General features: G+C 64.4%; 24 protein-coding genes. 14 read left to right on the top strand and 10 right to left on the bottom strand.

What is annotated here, in order from left to right; translation table 11 throughout:
• Positions 1-40 precede the first annotated feature (40 nt).
• The 3 genes from V8J55_RS11970 to V8J55_RS11960 are packed head-to-tail and all read right to left on the bottom strand — an operon-like array spanning position 41 to position 3,606.
• The gene (locus tag V8J55_RS11970; RefSeq protein WP_336445881.1) at positions 41-502 is read right to left on the bottom strand and encodes a hypothetical protein; all 462 of its coding nucleotides are present in this window, start codon (positions 500-502) and stop codon (positions 41-43) included.
• Positions 503-529: 27 nt separating this feature from the next.
• Positions 530-2,728: a glycine--tRNA ligase subunit beta gene (glyS, locus tag V8J55_RS11965; RefSeq protein ID WP_336445880.1), complete on the bottom strand. Its 2,199-nt coding sequence runs from the start codon at positions 2,726-2,728 to the stop codon at positions 530-532.
• Positions 2,725-3,606 carry a glycine--tRNA ligase subunit alpha gene (locus V8J55_RS11960; RefSeq protein WP_336446870.1) on the bottom strand — a complete coding sequence of 294 codons (882 nt, stop codon included), beginning with the start codon at positions 3,604-3,606 and terminating at the stop codon, positions 2,725-2,727. Before V8J55_RS11960 ends, glyS begins: the two co-directional genes overlap by 4 nt.
• Positions 3,607-3,883: 277 nt before the next feature.
• On the opposite strand from V8J55_RS11960, the gene V8J55_RS11955 reads away from it, so the two are divergent.
• From V8J55_RS11955 to V8J55_RS11935, 5 genes are all read left to right on the top strand, one after another.
• Positions 3,884-4,210 (top strand): UrcA family protein, encoded by a 327-nt coding sequence (locus V8J55_RS11955; protein WP_336445879.1) that lies wholly within the window; start codon positions 3,884-3,886, stop codon positions 4,208-4,210.
• A 236-nt stretch (positions 4,211-4,446) separates the two neighbouring features.
• Positions 4,447-4,659: a helix-turn-helix transcriptional regulator gene (locus tag V8J55_RS11950; RefSeq protein WP_037514970.1), complete on the top strand. Its 213-nt coding sequence runs from the start codon at positions 4,447-4,449 to the stop codon at positions 4,657-4,659.
• Positions 4,652-5,086 carry a hypothetical protein gene (locus V8J55_RS11945; RefSeq protein ID WP_336445878.1) on the top strand — a complete coding sequence of 145 codons (435 nt, stop codon included), beginning with the start codon at positions 4,652-4,654 and terminating at the stop codon, positions 5,084-5,086. Before V8J55_RS11950 ends, V8J55_RS11945 begins: the two co-directional genes overlap by 8 nt.
• Before the next feature lie 65 nt (positions 5,087-5,151).
• Positions 5,152-6,081 carry a TraB/GumN family protein gene (locus V8J55_RS11940; RefSeq protein WP_336445877.1) on the top strand — a complete coding sequence of 310 codons (930 nt, stop codon included), beginning with the start codon at positions 5,152-5,154 and terminating at the stop codon, positions 6,079-6,081.
• Between the two features lie 113 nt (positions 6,082-6,194).
• On the top strand, positions 6,195-6,977 hold the full coding sequence (locus V8J55_RS11935; protein WP_336445876.1) for a TraB/GumN family protein: 783 nt from the start codon (positions 6,195-6,197) through the stop codon (positions 6,975-6,977).
• A gap of 144 nt (positions 6,978-7,121) precedes the next feature.
• On the opposite strand, the gene V8J55_RS11930 is transcribed toward V8J55_RS11935, so the two are convergent.
• Both V8J55_RS11930 and V8J55_RS11925 read right to left on the bottom strand, forming a co-directional pair.
• The gene (locus V8J55_RS11930; RefSeq protein WP_336445875.1) at positions 7,122-7,484 is read right to left on the bottom strand and encodes a DUF1801 domain-containing protein; all 363 of its coding nucleotides are present in this window, start codon (positions 7,482-7,484) and stop codon (positions 7,122-7,124) included.
• A gap of 106 nt (positions 7,485-7,590) precedes the next feature.
• Positions 7,591-8,187, bottom strand: coding sequence for a Crp/Fnr family transcriptional regulator (locus tag V8J55_RS11925; RefSeq protein ID WP_336445874.1), 597 nt, complete (start codon positions 8,185-8,187; stop codon positions 7,591-7,593).
• A gap of 187 nt (positions 8,188-8,374) precedes the next feature.
• Between V8J55_RS11925 and V8J55_RS11920 the strand changes: the two genes are divergently transcribed.
• The 4 genes from V8J55_RS11920 (at position 8,375) to V8J55_RS11905 (ending at position 12,091) form a co-directional block, all read left to right on the top strand.
• Positions 8,375-9,013 carry a 50S ribosomal protein L25/general stress protein Ctc gene (locus V8J55_RS11920; protein WP_137888772.1) on the top strand — a complete coding sequence of 213 codons (639 nt, stop codon included), beginning with the start codon at positions 8,375-8,377 and terminating at the stop codon, positions 9,011-9,013.
• 69 nt (positions 9,014-9,082) lie between these two features.
• Positions 9,083-9,652, top strand: a complete 570-nt coding sequence (gene pth, locus V8J55_RS11915) for an aminoacyl-tRNA hydrolase (protein ID WP_336445873.1) — start codon at positions 9,083-9,085, stop codon at positions 9,650-9,652.
• Entirely contained in the window at positions 9,649-10,059 is a 411-nt protein-coding gene (locus V8J55_RS11910) for a GNAT family acetyltransferase (protein ID WP_336445872.1), read from the top strand. Before pth ends, V8J55_RS11910 begins: the two co-directional genes overlap by 4 nt.
• Positions 10,060-10,222: 163 nt before the next feature.
• Positions 10,223-12,091, top strand: coding sequence for a PhoX family protein (locus V8J55_RS11905; RefSeq protein ID WP_336445871.1), 1,869 nt, complete (start codon positions 10,223-10,225; stop codon positions 12,089-12,091).
• Positions 12,092-12,139: 48 nt separating this feature from the next.
• Here the strand turns inward: V8J55_RS11905 and V8J55_RS11900 are convergent, their stop codons facing one another.
• Positions 12,140-12,793: a CAP domain-containing protein gene (locus tag V8J55_RS11900; RefSeq protein ID WP_336445870.1), complete on the bottom strand. Its 654-nt coding sequence runs from the start codon at positions 12,791-12,793 to the stop codon at positions 12,140-12,142.
• A 130-nt stretch (positions 12,794-12,923) separates the two neighbouring features.
• Here V8J55_RS11900 and ychF point away from each other — a divergent pair, with 130 nt between their 5' ends.
• A complete protein-coding gene (gene ychF / locus V8J55_RS11895) occupies positions 12,924-14,021 on the top strand; it encodes a redox-regulated ATPase YchF (protein WP_336445869.1) in 1,098 nt (365 codons plus the stop codon).
• A 125-nt stretch (positions 14,022-14,146) separates the two neighbouring features.
• Positions 14,147-14,695, top strand: a complete 549-nt coding sequence (locus tag V8J55_RS21680) for a putative immunity protein (RefSeq protein ID WP_443030818.1) — start codon at positions 14,147-14,149, stop codon at positions 14,693-14,695.
• 94 nt (positions 14,696-14,789) lie between these two features.
• On the opposite strand, the gene V8J55_RS11890 is transcribed toward V8J55_RS21680, so the two are convergent.
• Complete coding sequence (locus V8J55_RS11890) at positions 14,790-15,227, bottom strand: MerR family transcriptional regulator (protein WP_336445868.1); 438 nt, start codon at positions 15,225-15,227, stop codon at positions 14,790-14,792.
• Between the two features lie 41 nt (positions 15,228-15,268).
• On the opposite strand from V8J55_RS11890, the gene V8J55_RS11885 reads away from it, so the two are divergent.
• The 3 genes from V8J55_RS11885 (at position 15,269) to V8J55_RS11875 (ending at position 18,892) form a co-directional block, all read left to right on the top strand.
• Positions 15,269-16,006 carry a glutaredoxin family protein gene (locus V8J55_RS11885; RefSeq protein ID WP_336445867.1) on the top strand — a complete coding sequence of 246 codons (738 nt, stop codon included), beginning with the start codon at positions 15,269-15,271 and terminating at the stop codon, positions 16,004-16,006.
• A gap of 78 nt (positions 16,007-16,084) precedes the next feature.
• The gene (locus V8J55_RS11880; protein WP_336445866.1) at positions 16,085-17,653 is read left to right on the top strand and encodes an alkaline phosphatase D family protein; all 1,569 of its coding nucleotides are present in this window, start codon (positions 16,085-16,087) and stop codon (positions 17,651-17,653) included.
• A gap of 42 nt (positions 17,654-17,695) precedes the next feature.
• Complete coding sequence (locus V8J55_RS11875; RefSeq protein ID WP_336445865.1) at positions 17,696-18,892, top strand: nucleotide pyrophosphatase/phosphodiesterase family protein; 1,197 nt, start codon at positions 17,696-17,698, stop codon at positions 18,890-18,892.
• Here the strand turns inward: V8J55_RS11875 and V8J55_RS11870 are convergent, their stop codons facing one another.
• Genes V8J55_RS11870 through mutL form a run of 3 tightly spaced genes read right to left on the bottom strand, consistent with a single transcriptional unit; the run spans position 18,893 to position 22,346 of the window.
• Positions 18,893-19,438: a homogentisate 1,2-dioxygenase gene (locus V8J55_RS11870; protein WP_336445864.1), complete on the bottom strand. Its 546-nt coding sequence runs from the start codon at positions 19,436-19,438 to the stop codon at positions 18,893-18,895.
• Positions 19,439-19,469: 31 nt separating this feature from the next.
• Positions 19,470-20,510: an MBL fold metallo-hydrolase gene (locus V8J55_RS11865; RefSeq protein ID WP_336445863.1), complete on the bottom strand. Its 1,041-nt coding sequence runs from the start codon at positions 20,508-20,510 to the stop codon at positions 19,470-19,472.
• A gap of 12 nt (positions 20,511-20,522) precedes the next feature.
• On the bottom strand, positions 20,523-22,346 hold the full coding sequence (gene mutL, locus V8J55_RS11860; protein WP_336445862.1) for a DNA mismatch repair endonuclease MutL: 1,824 nt from the start codon (positions 22,344-22,346) through the stop codon (positions 20,523-20,525).
• Positions 22,347-22,529 lie beyond the last annotated feature (183 nt).

The following is a 22,529-nucleotide window of genomic DNA, read 5'->3' as shown; positions in this document are numbered from 1 at the left end:
CGAACCGCAACCGGGTCGACTCAGTTTTGCTTTAGCGGTGTCAGGCTGGCCTGCCTCCATGACGGGCCTGCCAATGGTCGAAAATTGCTTGCCCCGCGCCGCCGCCGAAGGTCAAAATCGGTACGTCGCGGCGAAACGCGAGCGACCAGGCTTTGATCCACAGCGTCTTGCGCGGCTCGATCGCCGCGATCTGGTCCCAGCCGATGTGCAGCGGTGGGTGGAACAGACGAAAGAAGAGCGGCGGGCGAAGATAGATGCCGCGCTGGTCGAGCCAGACGTTCATCGCATTCTTGTAGCTGACGCCGCCCGGAAAGCGGCCGATGACCATCGTCGCCCACGAAAAGCGCCGCGCGTCGGCGGGGATCGGGCGATCCCACGCGAAGGCAGGCAGATATTTCGACCAGCCCACGAACGACAGGACGCGCGTGACGAGCAGCCACATCGCGACAAAGAACAGCGGAAAGCCGACCGCAAAAATCCAGACGAGATGCGTTTCGTTCATGGCACCCCTTCCCGCGCGCAGCCGCGCCTATCCCTCGATCTTCGAGAAATCGGCGACGCCGTGCACGGCGCCGGTGAAGCGCGACAGCAGGCCGAGGCGATAGGCGCGGACCGCTTCGTCGGGATCGTTGACCATCACACCATCGAAGAAGGCGTCGATCGGCGCGCGGAGGCTGGCGAGCGCGGCCATCGCGTCGGTGAAGCGTTCGTGGGAGACGGCGGCGGAGGCCGCGGGTTCGGCGGCGTCGAGCGCGGCCAGCAAGGTAGCGTCGGCATCGGTCGGCGCCGTCGCGGCGGGCGTGCCATTCACCTCACCCGCCTGTTTCAGGATGTTTGCCGCGCGCTTGTAGCCCGCGAGCAGGTTGGTGCCATCCTCGGTCGCCATGAAAGCTTGCAACGCCTTCACGCGCGCAAGCAGGCGAACGAGATCATCCTCACCGCCCAGCGCGAACACGGCGTCGATCAGGTCGTGACGGACGCCGGCTTCGCGTTGCTGGACCTTGAGGCGGTCGGCGAAGAAGTCGAGGAGTTCGGTAGTCCCTTCCCCTGCGTTCATCAGAATCTTGCGGCCCTCCTCAGTTGCGGTCGGCATGGAAGTTCGTAAGGCTGTCGCAAGCGCCGCGTCTGCAGCGGCCTCCCCAAAGCTGGACTTCAGCTGAGGAAACAAACCAACAGCGACTTTGCCGAGCGAAGGTTCGGATCTCTTCAGCAAATAGATCGCATGCTGAAATAACGGTTCGCCTAGCTGTAGCCGCATACTTTCAGCCATAAGCAGTTGGATTACCCCAATTGCAGCTCGTCGAAGGGCAAACGGATCTTTCGATCCGGTTGGCTTTAAACCGTAGGCAAAAAACCCAACCAACGTATCCAGCTTATCCGCCAACGCCACAGCCACAGCCACCGGCGCGGTCGGCACGTCATCGCCCTGCCCGACCGGCTTGTAATGGTCGCGGATCGCGTCGGCGACCGCATCGGGCAGACCCTCAGCGCGGGCGTAATAGCCGCCCATCAGACCCTGCAGTTCGGGGAACTCGCCGACCATTTCGGTGACGAGGTCGGCCTTCGCCAGTTCGGCCGCCTGCCGCGCGAGCGCGGGGTCGCAGTTCGGGACGATGCCTTCGCTCGCCAGCCATTCGGCGAGCTTCGCGACGCGCTCGACCTTGTCGGCGACGGTGCCGAGCTTTTCGTGGAAGGTGATGTTCGCCAGCTTCTCGGCATGCTGCGCGAGCGTCTTCTTCTGGTCCTGTTCCCAGAAGAAGCGCGCGTCGGACAGGCGCGCGGCGAGGACCTTGCGGTTGCCCGCGACGATCTCGGCGCCGCCGTCTACCGCGTCGATATTCGCGGTGCAGACGAAGCCGTTGGCGAGCTTGCCGTCGGCGCCGTTCACGACAAAATATTTCTGGTTCACGCGCGCCGTCAGCTGGATGACCTCGGGCGGCACTTCCAGAAACGCTTCGTCGAAGCGGCCGAGCAAAGGCACCGGCCATTCGGTGAGGCCGGCATTCTCGATCACCAGCCCCTCGTCCTCGACGAGCGTCAGCCCGGCGTCGGCCGCGGCCTTGGCGGCGCCGTCGCGGATGATCGACTGGCGTTCCTCATGGTCGACGATGACGTGGCAGGCGCGCAGCTTCTCGGCATAGTCGGATGCCGAGCCGATCGTGATCTCGCCCGGGCAATGGAAGCGGTGACCGCGCGTCGCGAAACCGGCGGAAATCTCACTAACTTCACACGGAACGAGGTCTTCGCCGAAGATTGCGACGATGCCCGAGAGCGGGCGCACCCAGCGCAGGCTTTCGCTGCTCGCGCTTTCCTTGCCCCAGCGCATCGACTTGGGCCAGGCGAAGGCGCGGACGATCGCGGGGATCGCCTCGGCAAGCACCTCGGCGGTCGCGCGGCCCGGCTTGTCGATGACAGCGAAATACACGCCGTCGCGGTCTTCGAGTTGGTCCTGTGTCAGGCCGGTCTTGCGCAGGAAGCCTTCGAGCGCCTGCGGCGGCGCGCTGCTGCGCGGGCCCTTGAGTTCTTCGCTGACCGCGGCGGTCGCTTCGGGAAGGCCCTTGGCGATCAGCGCGAGGCGGCGCGGGGTCGACCAGATGGTGAGGTCGCTCGTTTCGAGGCCCGCGGCGCTCAGTTGCGCGCGGAACAGCTTTTCGAGTTCGGCGCGCGCGCCGGCCTGCATTCGCGCCGGGATTTCCTCGCTGCGCAGTTCAAGAAGAAAGTCGGTCACAGCGTCCACCCCGGATATTTTTGGGTCCAGCGTTCAGACTGGCTGTCGATCCACGCCTTGCAGCTGCCCTTCGCGAGGTCGCGGACGCGCGCCATATAATTGGCGCGTTCCTGCACGCTGATCACGCCGCGCGCCTGGAGCAGGTTGAACAGGTGGCTCGCCTCGATCGCCTGATCATAGGCGGCGAGCGGAACGCCAGCTTCGATAGCGCGATTGCATTCGGCCTCGGCGGCCTTGAAGCCCGCGAACAAGGTGTCGGTGTCGGCGACCTCGAAATTCCATTTCGAGAACTGCTTTTCATTCTCGAGGAAGACATCGCCATAGCTGACCGCGGCAACGTCGCCGACCGCGTCGGAAAAGCGCAGGTCGTACACATTGTCGACATTCTGGATATACATGGCGAGGCGTTCGAGCCCGTAGGTGAGCTCGCCCGCGACAGGCTTGCAGTCGAAGCCGCCCATCTGCTGGAAATAAGTGAACTGGGTGACTTCCATCCCGTCGCACCAGACTTCCCAGCCCAGCCCCCACGCGCCGAGCGTCGGCGATTCCCAGTCGTCCTCGACGAAGCGGATGTCGTGGAGCAGCGGGTCGATGCCGATCGCGGCAAGCGAGCCCAGATATTGTTCCTGCAGGTCGGCGGGCGACGGCTTCAGGATGACCTGATACTGGTAATAATGCTGGAGCCGGTTGGGGTTCTCGCCATAGCGGCCGTCGGTCGGACGGCGGCTCGGCTGGACATAAGCGACGTTCCACGGCTCGGGGCCGAGGCTGCGCAGCGTCGTCGACGGGTGAAAGGTCCCTGCCCCGACGCGCATGTCATAGGGCTGTAAAATCGCGCAACCGCGCGCCGCCCAATAGGCGTGCAGCGTCAGGATCATGTCCTGAAAGCTGAGTGGTGTCTTGTCCGCCCCGTCGGCCACGGCCGCAATTCCTTCGCAGGTGCAAAAAATCGCCGCCGCATTGGCCCAGCGGCGGCGCATGGTCAAGGCTCCCCGCCGCGCGCTCGTCGACGAAAAGGCGCGTCTTAGTCAGGTCTCCAAAACTTTTTGTAAGGTGTTGTTGACATAGTCAGCGAATCGCGACATATAGTCATGCATACCTGACATGAAGACAGGTTGAGTTGACCAGAACCAGTCGATCCAAGGAGATATAGACATGATGACCCGCACGCTGATCCTCGCCCTTTCGCTCACCGCGGCCGCTGTCCCCGCCGCTGCGCAGGCCGAAGACAAGACCGCCGCCGTCCGCATCGACGACCTCAACCTGAGCCGCGCGGCCGATCGCGTCCAGCTGGACACCCGCCTGAAGAGCGCCGCGCGCAGCGTCTGCTACACCGGTCTTCGCGGCACCGCCGAAAACAGCCGCCGTGCGGCGTGCGTGTCGGCCGCGCTTGCGCAGGCTGAGCCGCTGGCCGAGCGCGCGATCGCGCAGTCGCAGGGTGGCACCCAGCTCGCCCTGCTGATGATCAGCGCCGCGCGATAAGCGACGGAAATGACGGCTTCGCTCGCGCCGTGCCTCCCCGGTGACGGCTGGCGACTTGGACTGGAGCGCCCTCCAAAGGGCGGCGCTCCAGTCTCTTGCTTGACCAAGGACGATCCGACCCTGTCGCCCCCAATCCCGGCCATCCCGAAGGACCGGACAAAATTTCCCTTCCCCGACATTTTGATGCGCTATGGGAAGGCCATGATCCTTCGGATGGAAATGCTGGCGAGGCGCCGATGAACAATAAATTGAAAGTGCTGCGCGCGATGCGGAACTGGAGCCAGGCGGAACTCGCCGACCGGCTCGACGTCTCGCGGCAGGCGGTGAATGCGATCGAAACGGGGAAATATGACCCGTCGCTGCCGCTCGCCTTCAAGCTCGCGCGGCTGTTCGAAATGCCGATCGAAGAGATTTTCGACGACGGCCACGAAGGAAACGACGATGACTGAGACCCGAAACATGAAACGCCCGATGTCGCCGCGCCGCAAGCGCTATACGACCGGCATCATCCTCGCATTGCTGGTCGGCGCAGTGATCGGCGCCGTCATGCAGCTTGGCGAACCGAACAACGGAACGGCGGGACTCGTATTGCTCGGCGATACCCCGTTAACCCCAGGATTTGCGACTGGTGCAGCGATCCTTTGGACGGTCGGGCTGGCGGTGTGCCTCGTCATCTACCACCGTTCGGTCGATGACCATGAAGAACATGCCTATCTGTGGGCCGGCCTTGCCGCCTGGTACACGTTCACCCTGTCGGCCCCGACCTGGTGGGTATTGCACCGCGCCAGCCTCGCGCCAGCCCCGGATGTCATGTTGTTGTTTGTCGGGGCGCTCGCGGTCAATGTCGTCGTCTGGTTGTGGCTTAAATACCGCTGAACATTTTTCCCTCCCCTTCCCTATTCGATCCGGCCATAAGCGCCCGTAACGAAAGTGATTTCCCAATGAAAACCTGGTTCAAGAAGCTTGCCGTCACTTGCGCGATCGTCGCTTTCTCGCCGTCCGCGTTTCTCCCAGCCGCGCATGCCGCCGAACCGGCCGCCGCGGCGGCGCCCGCAACGACCGATGCCGATCCCGCGCTGTGGGTCGTCAAGGACAAGGACACGACGATCTACCTCTTCGGCACCGTCCATGTGCTGAAGCCCGGCCTCGGCTGGTTCGACGAGGCGGTGAAGACGGCGTTCGACAAATCGGACGAGTTGATGCTCGAAATGGTTATGCCCGAAGACCAGGCCGAAATGTTGAAGGTGATGATGCCGCTGGCAATCGACCAGAGCGGCAAGACGCTCTCGTCGCGCCTCGATGCCCAGCAGCTCGAGGCGTATCAAGCAGCGCTCGCGAGCCTTGGCATAGCGCCCGCGCAGTTCGATATGTTCGAACCCTGGTTTCCCGCGATGACCCTGTCGGTGCTGCCGCTCACCAAACTCGGCTATGACCCCGAACAGGGTGTCGAAAAGCTGTTAACGGCCTCGGCCAAAAAAACCGGCAAACCTGTCGCGGGTCTTGAAACACCGACAGAACAGCTGGGTTTTTTCGATACGCTGCCCGAAACCCAGCAGATCGCCTTCCTGAATTCGGTGGTCAAGGATCTCGACAAGCTGGGGCCGCAACTCGACACGATGGTCGGGCAGTGGGCGAAGGGCGATCCCGACGCGCTGGCCGTGACGATGAACGAAAGCCTGGCCGCGACGCCCGAACTCGCCAAGGTGCTGCTGTGGGATCGCAACGCCCGCTGGGCCGATCAGCTGAAAGCACGGATGGATCGGCCGGGCACCGTGTTCGTCGCGGTCGGCGCGGGCCATCTCGCGGGCGCGAAGAGCGTCCAGGATTATCTGAAGGCCCACGGCCTTGTCGCCAAACGGGTCCAATATTGACGGGAGCCGCCCGCCCTTCGCGTCATCGGGGTCGCCGCCTTGCGGCGGCCCTTTTGCCGTGCCTGCTCATGGGCTGCGGCACCACCGAGCCCGCGTCACAAGCCCGGCCTGCAATGTGGCTGGTCGCCGATGACGACACGCGCATCTACTTGCTCGGCACGATGCATGCGCTGCCGCGCGGCACCGATTGGGACGATGGCGAGGTAGCGAACGCGATCCGATCCGCCGACGAGCTGATACTGGAATTGCCCCCCGCCGAGCTCGCTGTCGCGGGGGATGTTTTCCAAAGGCTCGCGCCGCGAGACACCCCGCTCGCAATCGAAGCCCGCCTCTCAGGCAAGGCGCTGATCGGCTATCGCACGCTTGAGGCGAGCGGCCGCAGCTTCAGCGGCGAAGGGTTCGACGATTGGGCGGTGGTGGTCTTGATGGGGCAGCGCGTTGCGCAAAATGCCGCGCTGTCGCCGTCCGACGGCGTCGAAACGGGCCTGACGGACAAGTTCAAAGCGGCGGACAAACCGATCGGCGGCCTCGAAACCGCGAAGGAACAGCTGATGCTGTTCGAAACGCTCGATGCCGCGACGCAGCGCGCGCTATTGACCCGCGCCGCCGAAGAATCGGGCGAGGCGGTGAAGGATGTCGCCGCGCTGACCGCCGCGTGGGGCCGCGGCGACGTGGCGGCGCTCGAAAAAGTGGTCAACGAGGATGTCGATGCCGTTCCCGCGGCGCGCAAGGCGATCATCACCGACCGCAACCGGCGCTGGAGCACGTGGGCGCGGAAGCGGATGGAACGGCCCGGCACGGTGCTGATGGCGGTTGGCGCGGGGCATCTGGTCGGCTCCGACGGCGTGCCCGCGATGCTGGAGGCCGAGGGGTTGAAGGTCAGTCGGGTGCAATGAGTTGATGGCGCGGATTGCGTATCCGTTTCCGGGTGGGAAGCGGACACGATCTTCCAACCCTCGTACCCGAAACCGGTCGTTCGCCGGCAGCCATTCAGTCCTCCCCACCCATTTTTCAGACTGCCGGCGCTTGATCGCGCCCGCTCAGGCACCGACCATGGTGTCAACGAAGGCGTGTACTATCGCGCCAAGGTCGGAACGATGCCGTTCGACATCCGCCATCGAGCGGAATTTGGCATAAGCCCTGCCCTTTGGCCCCGCCTCCAGAAAGGGGAAACGTTCCATGAACGGCGCGCCGTCATGGAAAATCAGGGCCACATAATCCTTTACCCGGGGATTGAACGTCACCAGCGTTTCGCGGAACTCAAAGCTCGGGCCACCCCATTTGACGGTTTCGGTCAACAGCGGGCTTGCCGCCATGATGATCTCGCGCGTCATTTCCATTTCCGCTTTTAATGGATGGTCCAGCGCCTCGAAAAATACGTCGACATCATTCCGTTCGCTCATGGCAACCTCCTGCGGTTCGGATTTGCGCGGAAGGTCAAGCCGCCCGCACAGAAGCCACTATCCCGCTTGCCACGACGGGGCATTTACATTTGTCGAGGGTGTGAAATTATCTGGAAGCGGCGCGAATGCGACTTAGCTGGGTCGGAGTGATGCCCAGGAATGCCGCGATTTCATGTTGCCGGAGCCGCTTTTCCAGGCCGGGGTAGCTTTCCAGGAAGCGAGCATATTTCCGCCGGGCGTCGTCTTTTCGGAACGAGATTTCGAGGGGCTCTTTCTCGACGATCCAATGGCATTCCATATAACCGATATAGAAGGCTGCGATAGCGGGATGGTCGCGCACAAGCTCTTTGAATCTAGCGAAATCATATTCCCACACAATCGCCGGCTCGAGCGCCCTGATTGAAAAATCGCTCTCGCGATCGGTCAGCAGGGCGCTCGTCGATGCGGCAAAACCATGCTCGAGAAAGAAGCGTTTGACGATCGGTTCGCCGTCCTTGCTGATATGATATTGCAGCAAAAGGCCGCGCAGGACGAAAAAAATGCTTCGCGTGGGCTGCCCCTGAGTAACAAGCAGGTCGCCCTTCTGATAATCTCGTTGCACCAACAGCGCGCGCCATGCCTTGCGCGCGCCCTCATCCAAGTTGGTATATTCTGCGACCTTCTCAAAGAATTCGTCTGCCAATGCCTGCAAGACCGGTTCCATCCTTTTCGCCTGTCATTCGCCGCGTCAGCGATTAAAGCATCGGCCGGACAGATCAATGTCACGCCGGCCCGCTCTGCGGAGTTCCGACTTGCAAAATCCGCACGTCCCCGCTAAGCGCCGCCGCTTCCGTCCATGGTCATCCCTGGAGGCGTGGCGGAACTGTGTAACTGTTTCTCGGAGAAATGATATGAGCGATCAGCTGACGCTGACGGCCGAGACGCGCGAACGCGGAGGCAAGGGAGCCTCGCGTGACCTGCGTCGTAATGGCCGCGTCCCCGCCGTTGTCTATGGCGGCAAAGAAGAACCCCTGATGATCCACGTCGAAGAAAAGTTGCTGATGAAGCAGCTGATGACGGGTCACTTCATGAACTCGGTCGTGATGGTCGAAGTGGGTGGCAAGACCATCCGCACCCTGCCGAAGGACGTCGCTTTCCATCCGGTCAAGGATCGCCCGATCCACGTCGATTTCCTGCGGATTGCCAAGGGCGCCACGGTCCAGGTCGCGGTGCCGGTCGTGTTCGCGAACGAAGAAGCCTCGCCGGGCCTGAAGCGCGGCGGCGTGCTCAACATCGTTCGTCACGAACTGGAACTCGTCTGCGACGCGGACAAGATCCCCGACGAGATTTCGATCGATGTCACCGGCTTTGACGTGGGCGATTCGATCCACATCAGCAATGTGACGCTGCCCAAGGGCGTCGAAAGCGCGATCACCGATCGCGACTTCACCATCGCCACCATCGTTGCCCCGTCGGCGCTCAAGTCGAGCGACGGCGACACGACGAAGGACGAAGGCGAAGCCGCTGCCGAAGGCGGCGAAGAAGCCTAATCCCGTTCGGCCGGCCCCCTTCCCCGGCGGAGGGGGCCGCCGACGACAGACCCTGAGAAAGGCAGTCTCATGCAGCTCTGGGTCGGCCTCGGAAATCCCGGGCCCCAATATGCGATGCACCGCCATAATGTCGGCTTCATGGCCGCCGATGTCATCGCCGATTTTTATGACTTTCCGGCACCCGCGAAGAAATTCCAGGGCTGGGTCCAGGAAGGCCGCATCGGATCGCAGCGCATTCTGCTGCTCAAACCCGGCACCTTTATGAACGAAAGCGGCCGCAGCGTGCGCGCCGCGCTCGATTTCTATAAATTGACCCCGCAGGACGTCACCGCTTTCTACGACGAGCTCGATCTCGCGCCGATGAAGGTGAAAGTGAAACAGGGTGGCGGCGCGGCGGGCCATAACGGCATCCGCTCGATGATCCAGCATATCGGCGAGGATTTCCGCCGCGTGCGCATCGGCATAGGCCATCCGGGACACAAGGACCGCGTCACCGGCCATGTTCTCGGCAATTACCACAAGAGCGAGATGGAACCGCTGATCGACCTGCTCGGCGCGATCGCCGCCGAGGCCAAATGGCTCGCCGATGGCGACGACGTGCGGTTCCAGAGCGATCTCGCGCTGCGCCTGCAGGGGTGACCATCACGCGCGACGCAACGGCCGCCGATCGCGATGCCGTCGTCGCGATCTGGGACGCGTGCGGCCTGACGCGCCCGTGGAACGATCCCGACGCCGATTTCCGGCGCGCGCTCGGCCATGAAGCGTCGACGGTCATTGTGGTCGAACGCGGCGCGCGGATCGTCGCCACCGCGATGACCGGCTTCGACGGACACCGCGGATGGATTTATTATCTGGGCGTCGCGCCGGACCATCAGGGACAGGGCCTTGCGCGGCAATTGCTGGGCGCCGCGTGCGAATGGCTCCGGCTTCGCGGCTGCCCCAAGGTCGAGTTGATGCTTCGCGACGGCAACCCTGTCGCGGGCCTTTACGAGCATCTTGGCTGGGAACAGCAGGACGTCCGTGTTTTCGCCCGGTGGCTGACCTGATCCAGCTGGCCTGATCCAGCCGCTCCTCATGTCACTGAAGTGTCATAGGAATCATACGCTCCCGACATGGTGAAGCCATCTAGCTGACACCTCCCTCTGCAATCGGTGCGCCACCTCATCCGGACGATCCAGTCCGGGGCTCAACCGAAAACAGGGGGACTGCATGTCACATCTTACCGACGACGCCCGCGCGCCTTATCGCGGCGAAACCGATATTCTTCCGGGGCCCGACAGCCTCGAGGCGATCGTTGCCAAAAATCCCTCGCGCCGGACGCTGCTCCGCAACGGCCTCTTCGGCCTGTCGATCCTGCCGGCACTCGCCGCGTGCGATGACACCAGCGGCGATCCCTCGGTCGTTCTGCCCACGCCCACCCCAACGCCGACCCCCACCCCGACGCCTCCGCCGGTCAGCTATGCCGTCAGTTTCGCCGCCGTCGCCGCGAATCAGGACGACAAGGTCACGGTGCCCGCGGGCTACACCGTCGACGTGTTGCTGAAGGCCGGCGATTCGGTTGAAGCCGGCACCGCCTATTCGGGCAGCTTCCCCACCCCCGCGGTCGCCGAGAAATGGGCGGGCGGCAATCACGACGGCATGGAATATTTCGCCTTTCCGGGCGTCGATGCGAACAACCGCGGCATCCTTGCGATGAATTTCGAATATCCCGACTTCAACATCCTGATGGCGGGCAACTACAACGCCGCCACCGCAACCGCCGACCAGAAGGCGCTCGCGCTTTCGGCGGTCGGGATCGGCGTCGTCGAAATCGCCAAGGGCAGCGACGGCAAATGGGCCGTGCAGGCCGGATCGACCTACAACCGCCGCTATACCGGCAACAGCAGCTATCGCGCCGGCGGCCCCGCTGCCGGCCTATTGTCGGGCTCGATCAAGGGCATGCTCAACAACTGCTCGAGCGGCCGCACGCCGTGGGACACCTATCTGACCTGCGAAGAGACGACCGACAATTATCTCGATCCCACGCAGCCCGCGCGCGACTATGGCTGGGTGGTCGAGATCGACCCGCTGCGCGAGCTGGCGCAGCCGACGAAGCGCACCGCGATGGGCCGCTTCAGCCATGAAAACGTCGCCTTCATGTCGAACAGTGACCGTCGCGCCGCCTTTTACATGGGCGATGATTCGACCCCCGGTTGTATCTACAAGTTCGTTCCAGACCGGGCATGGAGCAACACCAATCGTGCCGCGAACACCGACCTGCTCGACTATGGCACGCTCTATGTCGCGCGTTTCAACGCCAACGGCACCGGCGAATGGCGCGCGCTCGTCGTCGGCCAGAACGGCCTGACCGCGGGCGCATCCGACCCGGGCAACACCACCCAGAGCACGACCCCGCCGGCGCCGACCATCGTCAATTTCAACAATCAGGCCGACGTGCTGATCAACACCCCGTCGGCGGCGCGCGTCGCCGGCGGCACCGTGATGGATCGCCCCGAATGGCTGACCGTCGCGCCCGACAACAAGGCGGTCTATTGCACGCTGACCAACAACAGCGGCCGCCGCGTCGTCGATCCCGCCAACCCGCGCGTCACCAACCTCCACGGGCACATCATCAAGTTCCGCGAAGAAGGCGATTCGCCGCTGGCGACCAAGTTCAGCTGGGAAATCTTCCTGACCGCGGGCGATCCGTCGCTCTCGGCGGGCGGCAGCAACCTTGTCGGCAACATCAACGGCGACACCTTCTCCAGCCCCGACGGCCTCCGCATCGACCCGCAGGGTCGCATGTGGGTGCAGACCGACCATAGCGTCCCCGGCAATTCGGGGGTCGCTGGACGAACGATCGATCAGGCGTTCGGGCACAATGCGATGTTCTATGTCGATCAGGTGACGAAGCAGTCGAAACGCTTCCTCGTTGGCCCGCTCGGCTGCGAGATCACGGGGCTGGCCTATACGCCCGACCTCAAGACCTTCTTCGTCAACATCCAGCACCCGACGGGCAACTGGCCGGTCGCGGGGCAGCAGCCGCGCTCGTCGACCGTCGTCGTACGCCGCACCGACAGCCAGCCAGTCGGCGCCTGATCGCGCGCCATCCGCTCCCCCCCTTGCCGGGCGGGAGCGGATGGCCCGTCAGGGTGTGCGCTTGGGCGGCGGCGGCGGCGAACCGTCGCGCGTCTGCGACATCAAGGTCACGCACATCGTCCGGTGCACCGGATGCCGGCCGCATGCGATGCCGGCATAGCGGTGCGTCGCGCGCAGCAGGCTGTGGCGATGCCCGCGGTTGGGCACGCCGTCGTCGATCAACAACTGGTCGACGACGCCTTCGGGCGTGTGGTGGCCATAGGTGATCACTTCGTTGACATAAGGCCCGCCGCCGCGCGCCTTCATCCGCTCGCCGGGGCCGCTGCCCCGCGTATAATGCCCCACCGCCCCCGAGCGCGACTGGACCGCGACATGGTCCGCCGCCGCGCGCGCCAGCGGGTCGCTCCATTCGAGTTCGGGCAGCGGCTTTTCGCGGCGAAGGTCGCGGATCGCCTCGTCGACCGCGGCGACGCCCTCGCGCGTCATAATGTCGATCTCGCTGTCGTCGTCGCTGACCAGCAGCTTGCCCTCGAAGCGCGGGCGATAGTCGCGCAGATATTCGGCATAGCCGGCGGGATCGCTGCGGAAGCGGTTGAGTTCGGTGAAGACACCTTCCTCGAAACGGCTGGGCGCCGCGATCGCGGCCGTCGCGCCGAGAGTCAGAAGGATGCCGGCGGCAAGAATGAGGCGAGGTTTCGTCATGGCTGGTGCGATAAAGGCGCAAGTCTGAACCGGACGCAACGGCAAAGACTGGCGCCCGGGGCAATCTGGCGCTAGGGGCGCTGCAACACAGGCCCCTCATTCACGGCAGGCCGAACCTCACGGAGTTTTTATGGGTTTCAAATGCGGGATCGTCGGCCTGCCCAATGTCGGCAAGTCCACCCTGTTCAACGCGCTGACCGAAACCGCCGCGGCGCAGGCGGCAAACTATCCTTTCTGCACGATCGAGCCGAATATCGGTAACGTCGCGGTGCCCGACGCGCGGCTCGAAAAGCTTGCCGCGATCGCGAGCAGCAAGAAGATCATCGCAACCCAGCTCGCCTTCGTCGACATCGCCGGCCTCGTGCGCGGCGCGTCGAAGGGCGAGGGGCTCGGCAACCAGTTCCTCGGCAACATCCGCGAAGTCGACGCGATCGTCCATGTCCTGCGCTGCTTCGAGGATGACGACATCCAGCATGTCGAGAACAAGGTCGATCCGGTCGCCGACGCCGAGACGGTCGAGACCGAACTGCTGCTCTCCGACCTCGAAAGCCTCGAAAAGCGCGTTCCCGCCTTTGCCAAAAAAGCCGCGCAGGGCGACAAGGAAGCGAAGATCGCCGCGTCGGTGCTCGGCCAGGCGCTCGAGCTGCTCCGCGAAGGCAAGCCCGCGCGGCTCGTCGAGCCCAAGGATGACGAGGAAGCGCGCGTCCTGCGCACCGCGCAGCTGCTCACTTCAAAGCCCGTCCTTTACGTCTGCAACGTCGACGAAGGCAGCGCCGCGAACGGCAACGCTTTTTCCGAAAAGGTGTTTGCAAAAGCGGCCGCCGAAGGTGCGCAGGCGGTCGTCGTCTCCGCCGCGATCGAAAGCGAGCTGGTGACGATGGACATGGCCGACCGGCTCGAGTTCCTCGAAGAAATGGGCCTGCACGAAACCGGCCTCGCGCGCGTCATTCGCGCCGGGTACGAGCTGCTCCACCTCATCACCTTCTTCACCGTCGGCCCGCAGGAAGCGCGCGCGTGGACCGTCCACACCGGCGCGACCGCGCCCGAAGCCGCGGGCGAGATCCACAGCGATTTCCAGAAGGGCTTCATCCGCGCCGAAACGATCGCCTATGACGATTATGTCACGCTGGGCGGCGAAGCGAAGGCGCGCGAAGCGGGCAAGCTGCGCGCCGAGGGCAAGGCCTATGTCGTCCACGACGGCGACGTGATGCATTTCCTGCACAGCTGATCCCGGCTCCGTCATTGCGAGCGGCCAGGCGGCTATGAAGTGGATTCCTGCACGCGTGGTTTTGGTGTTTTCATGCGCAGCATGTGGAAATTGCATGAGTTCAACCGAAGCGATACGGATTGGACGTGGCGAAGTCGATACAAACGCTAAGCGAGTCCGATCGGCGCTTGGTCGCTGAATGGGCTGCCGATTGTGCCGAGCGGGTTCTGTGGTTGTTCGACGCCGAGAGCCCAAATGATGACCGCCCTCATGCCGCTATTGCTCGGACCCGGGCGTTCGCTCGCGGAGAGTTGAATACTGCGCTGGAAATACGCCGACGTTTCGGCGGTGGCAGTGCCGCCCGCGAAGCGGCGTCCCCAGCAGCCACGGCCGCGGCTAGAGCAGCCGGCCAAGCCTCGGCGGTCTGCCACATGGGGGCGCATGCGCTGGGCGCAGCGGCATATGCCGTCAAAGCAGCCTCTCTCGCAGCTCCAGATCGGCCGGAAACCGCTGAGGCCGAGATACGCTGGCAACTTGCACATATGACGGACGAGGTGCGCGCCGCACTTCGCTTGCTTCCGCCAGTCGGCAAGCACCGGTCAGGCCCTCTTGGACCGGGCCTTCTTGCTGCGGGCCAACTCGGGGCAATTATTCGCCAACTGCAACTAGGCCTGGTCGAAAGCAGTCCAAACTGAAGAAGATTGGGGATTCTGGAGGAGCTTTCGCGCCAGATGACTGGATGACCGGTCTTGGAGAGCGCGGTTCGCCCTGAACTTCTAACCTGGATCGTTAGCTACCTCTTTCCGGAACAGGTTTGTCAAAGCCTGGCGGCTCAAATGCCGCCAGTATCGGGCACGGTCCCTTATCGCTCGCGGCACACAGATCGGCGAGACGCGCCAGCGCCGCGCGCGTTTCGGTCATTTGCGCGATCTTGGTATCGAGTGCTTCAATCCGCTCGCGCGCTAAGTGGCGCACGCGCACGCGGTCGTCGCTCGCCTCGAGCGCCAGGAGTTCGGCGATCTCGTCGAGTGTGAACCCCGCCGCCTGCGCCGAGCGGATGAATTTCAACCGCCTGACGTCATCGCCGTCATAGCGGCGCACGCCCGCCCCCCAGCCGTCGCCGCCGCTGCGTGCAGGAACAGACAGCAAATTTCGGCGTTGATAATAGCGGACGGTTTCGACCCCGACGCCGCCCGCGGCGGCCAATTTGCCAATCGTCAAATTCATCGCTTGACCCTGTACCATGGTACGGATGCTATTGGAGCCCCATGACAAAACAAGCAACCCTCCATCGCATGGTCATGCCGGGTCACACCTGCCCCTATGGCCTCAAATCGAAACATCTGCTCGAAAGCCGCGGTTTCACCGTCGACGACCGCTGGCTGACCACGCGCGAGGAAACCGACGCGTTCAAGGCCGAGCATGGCGTGAAAACGACGCCGCAGACCTTCATCGACGGCGTTCGGATTGGCGGCCATGACGATTTGCGCCGCCATTTCGGGCTGAAGGTCGCCGATCCCGACGCGACGAGCTACACGCCCGTGATTGCGCTCTTTGCCATGACAGCGCTGATGGCGCTCGCGGCAAGCTTCGCGGTCGAAGGCAGCGCCTTCACGCTGCGCGCCGCCGAATGGTTCATCTCGTTCAGCATGATCGTGCTCGCGCTGCTCAAATTGCAGGACGTCGACAAGTTCGCGACGATGTTCCTCAACTACGACCTGCTCGCCAAACGCTGGGTGCCCTATGCCAGCATCTATCCTTTTGCCGAAGGCCTCGCGGGCGTTCTGATGACCGCGCATGCCCTGCCCTGGCTTTCGATCCCGCTCGCGCTCTTCATCGGCGGCATCGGCGCAGTATCGGTGTTCAAGGCGGTCTATATCGACAAGCGCGATATCAAATGCGCCTGCGTCGGCGGCAGCAGCAAGGTGCCCTTGGGCTTCGTCTCGCTGACCGAGAATGTGATGATGGTCGCGATGGCGCTATGGATGGCGCGGATGTGGTTCTGATCCCCTCCCGCATCGGTCATTGATGAAACATAGGACTGGGCTATCAGGGGCTTCGATTCGCCCCTTCGGAGCCCAGCCATGTTCAACCGCCGCCATTTCCTTGCCGGGGCGACCCTTGCCGGGCTCGCCGCCCCCGCAATCCTGCGCGCCGAGGGCGGGATTTTCCGCGAGTTTCCATTCAGTCTCGGCGTCGCGGCGGGCGATCCCGCGAGCGACGGTTTCGTCATCTGGACGCGCCTCGCGCCCGAACCGATGGAGCGCCATGGCGGGATGCCGCTGGCGAATTTCCCGGTCGACTGGGAAGTTGCGAGCGATAGCGGTTTTCGCGATGTCGTCGCCAAGGGCGCCGAACTCGCGCGGCCCGAACTCGCGCACAGCGTGCATATCGAAGTCGCGGGGTTGCAACCCGACCGGCCTTACTATTACCGCTTCACCGCCGGCGGCGAACGCAGCCTGCGCGGCCGCGCACGCACTCTGCCCGCGCCGGGCGCGAAGGCCGATGCGCTGAAATTCGGGGTCGCGGGGTGCCAGCATTTCGAAGCGGGCTTTTTCGGCGCCTATCGCCACCTCGCGCGCGAAGACCTCGCCTTCGTCTATCATTATGGCGACTTCATCTATGAATATAGCGAGGAATATCTGTTCAACACCGGGCTGCCGACGCGGCCGGTGCGCAAGCATGCGCACCGGGCACTTGTCGACGTCAATGATTTCCGCAGCGCCTATGCGCAGCAGCTTGGCGACATCGACCTGCAGGCGGCGCGATCGGTCCATGCCTTCCTGTCGAGCTTCGACGATCACGAGATCCGCAACGACTGGGTGTCGGACGTAGACAACTGGAAACTCGGCCTCGACGTCAACGATCCCGAAGCCGCGTCGCCCGAAGTCTTCATGCTCAAGAAACAGGCGGCGATGCAGGCGTGGTACGAGCATATGCCGGTGCGCAAGGCACTGCTGCCGCGCGGCGGCATGGTCGCGATGAACCGCGAGTTTCGCTGGGGCGACCTGATGGCGATGCAATTGCTCGACACGCGCCAGTATCGCGATGACCAGCCGTGCGACGACGGCTTCAAGCCCGCCTGCCCCGATGTGTTCGCCCGGGATAGGCAGGTGCTCGGTAAAGCGCAGGAGGAGTGGCTCGGCCGCAACCTCGCCAAGGGCGGCGCGACGTGGAACGCCTTTGCGCAGCAAGTCACGATGATGTCGCTCGATCGGCGGCGGAAGCCCGATGAGCCGAAGAAGATCGTCAATCTCGACAGCTGGGCAGGCTATGAAGCGCCGCGCGAACGCATCCTGTCGCGCATGGCGGGGCTGAAGAACAATGTCGTGCTCACCGGCGACGAGCATCAGAATTTCTGCGGCGACCTGGTATCTAGGGATAAGGTGGTCGGCGCCGAATTCGTTGCGACCTCGATCTCGTCGGGGGGCGACGGCAGCGATAAACGGAACGGCACCGATGTGTTCCTGAGCCAGAATCCCGAGCTCAAATTCGCCAACGACCAGCGCGGTTATCTCGTGTGCGACGTCAATCGCGAGGCGTGGCAGACGCATTTCATGGTGGTTGACAAGGTGACGACCCCCGTCAACACGCTGTCGAAACGCGCGACGGGCGTCGTCGAGCGCGACGTCGCCGGGATCAAGATGGCGTGACGTGTCGCCGAATGGTCACATAAGAACCATAGCGGACCCGGCATGAACCGCCTTTTCTCGCTACTGCTCGCCCTCCTCCTTCCCCTCGCCGCGCACGCGCAGGAGGGAAACGCGCGCAAGCCCGTGACGATCCTGATCTCGATCGACGGTTTTCGTGCCGATTATCTGGGTCGCGGCCTCACGCCGAACCTGTCGCGTCTCGCCGCGGAGGGCGCGCACGGCAAGCTGCGTCCGTCCTTCCCAACCAAGACCTTCCCCAACCATTATGCGATCGTCACCGGCAAGCGGCCCGACAATCATGGCATCGTCGGCAACAATATGATCGACCCGCGGCGCCCCGACGTGCGCTTCAGCCTTGGCGATCCGAAACAGTCGCTCGATCCCTTCTGGTGGGATGAGGCCGAGCCCGCGTGGGTAACTGCCGGCAAGGCCGGCGTGCGGAGCGCGACGATGTTCTGGCCGGGCAGCGAGGTCGCGATCCATACGAGCCGCCCGCCCGACTGGCTGCGCTACGATGCGAACATCGGCTATGTGCAGCGGGTGAACACGGTCCTCGACTGGATGCGCCGCCCCGCCGATATCCGGCCCGCTTTCGTGACGCTCTATTTCGAGGCGGTCGACGATGCAGGACACAAATTCGGTCCCGACAGCGTCGAGGTGAACGCGGCGATTTCCGACGTCGATGCGCGTGTCGGCGATCTCGTCGCGGGCCTCGCCGCGATGCGACAGCCCGTACGCATATTGGTCGTCGCCGACCACGGGATGCGCGCGATCGACGAAAGCCGCACCATCCAGCTTGCCGACCTGATCGACCTTCCCAGCATCATCGCGGTCGAAACGGGCCCCTATGCCGCGATCGAGCCCGCCGCCGGCACCGATAACCGCGTGTATGACGCGCTGCTGAAACCACACGACCATATGACGTGCAACCGTCGCGAGGAATTGCCGAAGCGGCTGCACTATGGCCGGAACCCGCGTGTCGCGGCGATCATCTGTATCGCCGAGCCCGGCTGGTCGATCATCGCGGGCACGCCGACCTGGCCCGTCAAGGGCGGCGCGCACGGCTATGACAATCAGGACCCCGAGATGCTCGCGCTGTTCGTCGCGAGCGGCACCGGCCTGAAAGGCGATGTCGGGATCGTCGACAATATCGAGGTCTATCCGCTGCTGATGCGGCTGATCGGTGCCACGCCGCTGCCGAGCGACGCGACGGGCGAACTCGCCAAGCGCCTGCCCTGATCAGTCGCGCAGCACCGCCATCGCGCGGATCGACGCCGTCGGCGCGTTGACGATCTGGAGCAGATAGCGTCCCGGCGTCACGTCGAATTCGACCATCTTGCGAATGCCCGAACAGGCCGGTCCGTGGCCGTGCGTGACCGATTTCACCACCGCGCCGTCGCGGACGAGGTCGATCCACGCCCCCGCGTCGAGCGCGACGACGAGCCGCCCCGGCTTCTTCACGTCGATCGGTATCATGCCGCCGAATTTATGCACGTCGGGCTTGCGCTCGGGCGCGACCCCATAGCGCAGGCTTTCGAAGCGATGCAGCGGCAGTTCCGTCCGCGCCGCGCCGAGCGGCGACCAATCGGCCGCGAGATCGGCGCCATAGGCGTAGATCGTCTTGCTCGATGCTCCCCGCGCCCAATCGGCAAGTTCGGGCGGCAATATCGGGGCGGCGGGACACGCCGCGCGCGCGGGCGCTTCCGGAGCCGCTTGAACCGCGCTTCCGCTACCGAGCGCGCAAAGCAGCGCCGCGACACCGATATGCATTTTTCTCGTGCTCATGGCCGCTTCCTTGCAGCAAGTCGGGTGGCGGTCAATCGCCCGCGCCCTCGACCGGATAGCCGCCATCGCGCCACGCCTTCATCCCACCGTCGAGCGCGGTCGCGCGCTCGAACCCCAGCTCGCGCAAGGTCGCCGCGGCGAGCGTCGATATCTTGCCAAATTCGCACACGGTCAGAATCTCGACCCCCGGATCGGGCAGCACATCGTTGACGCGCAGTTCGAGCTGCCCGCGCGGCAGGTGCGTCGCGCCGGGGACATGACCCGCCCCGAACGCATCCTTTTCGCGCACGTCGAGGATGACGAAATCATTGGCGCGCGCCGCGATGCGACGGCTCAATTCGTCGAGTCCCATGAAGGGCACCTTCGCGCCCGCCTCCGCAAGCAACTGGCGCACAGTCTTGCCGCCCGACATGTTGGTGCGCAGCGCTTCGGTCAGGTGCATCGGCGCCGACAGGTTGAGATTGTTCATCAGCGCGACGAAATCGGCGCGCCCGGTCTTGGCAAGGCGCGGGTTGGTCTGCCGCTCGTCACCGATCGTGCTGCTTTCGCGCCCCTTATAGTCGTGCGCCGGAAAGACGAGCGTTTCGTCGGGCAGCGTCAGCAGCTTGCCGAACAGGCTGTCGAACAGCTGCTCGGGGTCGCCGCTGGGCAGGTCGCTGCGCCCCGTCCCGCCAATCAGCAGCGTGTCGCCGGTAAAGACCCGGTCCTCAACATGGATCGCCATCGAATCGCGCGTGTGCCCGGGCGTATGCCATATCTTCATCCGCATCGCGCCGAGCGGCAACGAATGGCCGTCCTCGACATGCAGGTCGACATAGGGCGACGGCGAGAAACGATGCATGACGATCGGCGCCCCGAATGCCTGCTTCAACGCCTGAGCGCCCGAGAAATGGTCGGCATGGGTGTGGGTGTCGATGATGTAGCGGACGCGCAGCCCCTGCCTGTTCACCTCCCCGATATAGCGATCGACGAGATCGAGCGCGGGATCGATGATCGCCGCGGCGCATGTTTCGGTGCAACCGACAATATAGGATTTGCAGCCCTCTCCATCGCGAAAACTCGCAAAATACATGGCGCCCTCCTGCTACTTTCTCCCGAACAATTTCTCGACATCGTCCATCGCGAGCTTCACCCACGTCGGCCGGCCATGGTTGCACTGGCCGCTGTGCGGCGTGACCTCCATCGTGCGGAGCAGCGCGTTCATTTCGGCGACGCTCAGCGTTCGCCCTGCCCGCACCGAACCATGGCACGCCATCGTCGCGGCGACCAGTTCGAGCCGTTCGCTGAGCCCGAGCGCGGCGTCATAGCCCGCGAGGTCGTCGGCGATGTCGGTGACGAGCTTCTGGCAGTTGATCGCGCCCAGCATCGCCGGCGTGGCGCGCACCATCACCGCGGCGGGGCCGAAGCGTTCGAGCTCGACGCCGAGCGCCGCGAGTTGCGGCGCCGCGGCTTCGAGCCGGTCGCACGCGGGCTCGTCGAGTTCGACCACCTCGGGCAGCAGCAGCCCCTGCGACGGCACCGCCTGCCCGCCCATGCCGCGGCGGAGTTGCTCGAGCACGAGGCGCTCGTGCGCGGCGTGCTGGTCGACGATGACCAGCCCGTCTTCGGCCTCGGCGACGATATAGGTTTTCGCGATCTGCCCGCGCGCGATGCCGAGCGGGTGCGCCTCGGCCTCGGGCACCGGCGCGGTCGCCGGCTCGGCGCGACCCATCGGGAGCGCACCCGGCGGCGGCGCGAAATCGACGATGCGGTCGTGCAGCAACGCCGTCGTCGCGAGATCGCCCTCCGCCCCGAAGAGATGCGTCGCCGGGGCGTGCGGATAAGGCAGATGCGCGGCGAACAAGGTCGGCGCGGGCGGCTGCGGCGCCACCGGTTCCTGCTGCCACGCCGCCAGCGCGGCTTCGGCGGGGCGCTGGACGCTCCGGAAACCATGTTCGTCGAGCGCACGGCGGAGGCCGCCGACGATCATCCCGCGAACGAGCTGCGGATCGCGAAAACGCACCTCGGTCTTCGCCGGATGGACGTTCACATCAACCTCGCTCGTCGGCACGTCGAGGAACAGCGCGACGACGGGATGGCGATCACGCGCGAGCAGGTCGGCATAGGCACCGCGCAGCGCGCCGACGAGCAACCGGTCCTTCACCGGGCGGCCGTTGACGAACAGATATTGATGGTCGGCGATGCCGCGATTGTAGGTCGGCAGGCTGATCACGCCGCCCAGATGCACCTCGCCGCGGTCGACATCGACCCCGATGCTGTTCGTGGCGAGATCGCGCTGGGTGAGCGCCGCGACGCGCGTCAGCTGGTCCTGCCCGCCCTGCACGTCGAGCACGCGCCGCCCGTCATGCTCGACGGTGAAGCCGATGTCGGGGCGTGCCATCGCGAGCCGCTTCACAACGTCGAGGCAGGCGGCATATTCGCTGCGCCCGCTACGCAGGAATTTGCGCCGTGCGGGAACGCGCGCAAACAGATCCTCGACCATCACGCGTGTGCCCTTGCCGAGCGCGGCGGGCCCTTCGGCCAGCACCGCGCCATTGTCGACGACGCGTTTCCAGCCGTCGCCGCCCGCGACACGGCTTTCGAGCGTCAGCCGCGCGACGCTCGCGATCGACGGCAGCGCCTCACCGCGAAAACCCAATGTCGTGACATCCTCGATCGCATCGTCGGGCAGCTTCGAGGTCGCATGGCGTTCGAGCGCGAGCGCCATGTCGGCGGCGGTCATGCCGCACCCGTCATCCTCGACCTCCAGCCGCGCGATCCCGCCCTCGGCGATTCGCACCGAAATGCGAGTCGAACCGGCATCGATCGCATTTTCAACCAGTTCCTTGAGCGCCGCGGCAGGTCTTTCGACCACTTCACCGGCTGCGATCCGATTTACTAGCTTTTCCGGCAGGCGACGTATTGACATGGCCGCTCTCCTAGCGCAGTCGAACGCAAATCGCGACCCATCCGCACAGCCCTGATCATTTTGTCCAGCCACCCCAAAAGGAAGAGCCGGAATCTCCCCCTGATTGTAGCTGTCGCCGGCCGGGCGCGCGGATAAATCACGACAGGGGCGTGTCCATCAGGGGCGCGGCTTCGATGACAGGAA

The sequence above is a fragment of the Sphingopyxis sp. CCNWLW2 genome, assembly GCF_037095755.1.
Lineage (GTDB): Bacteria > Pseudomonadota > Alphaproteobacteria > Sphingomonadales > Sphingomonadaceae > Sphingopyxis.
This window is presented reverse-complemented; position numbering and strand designations above follow the sequence as displayed.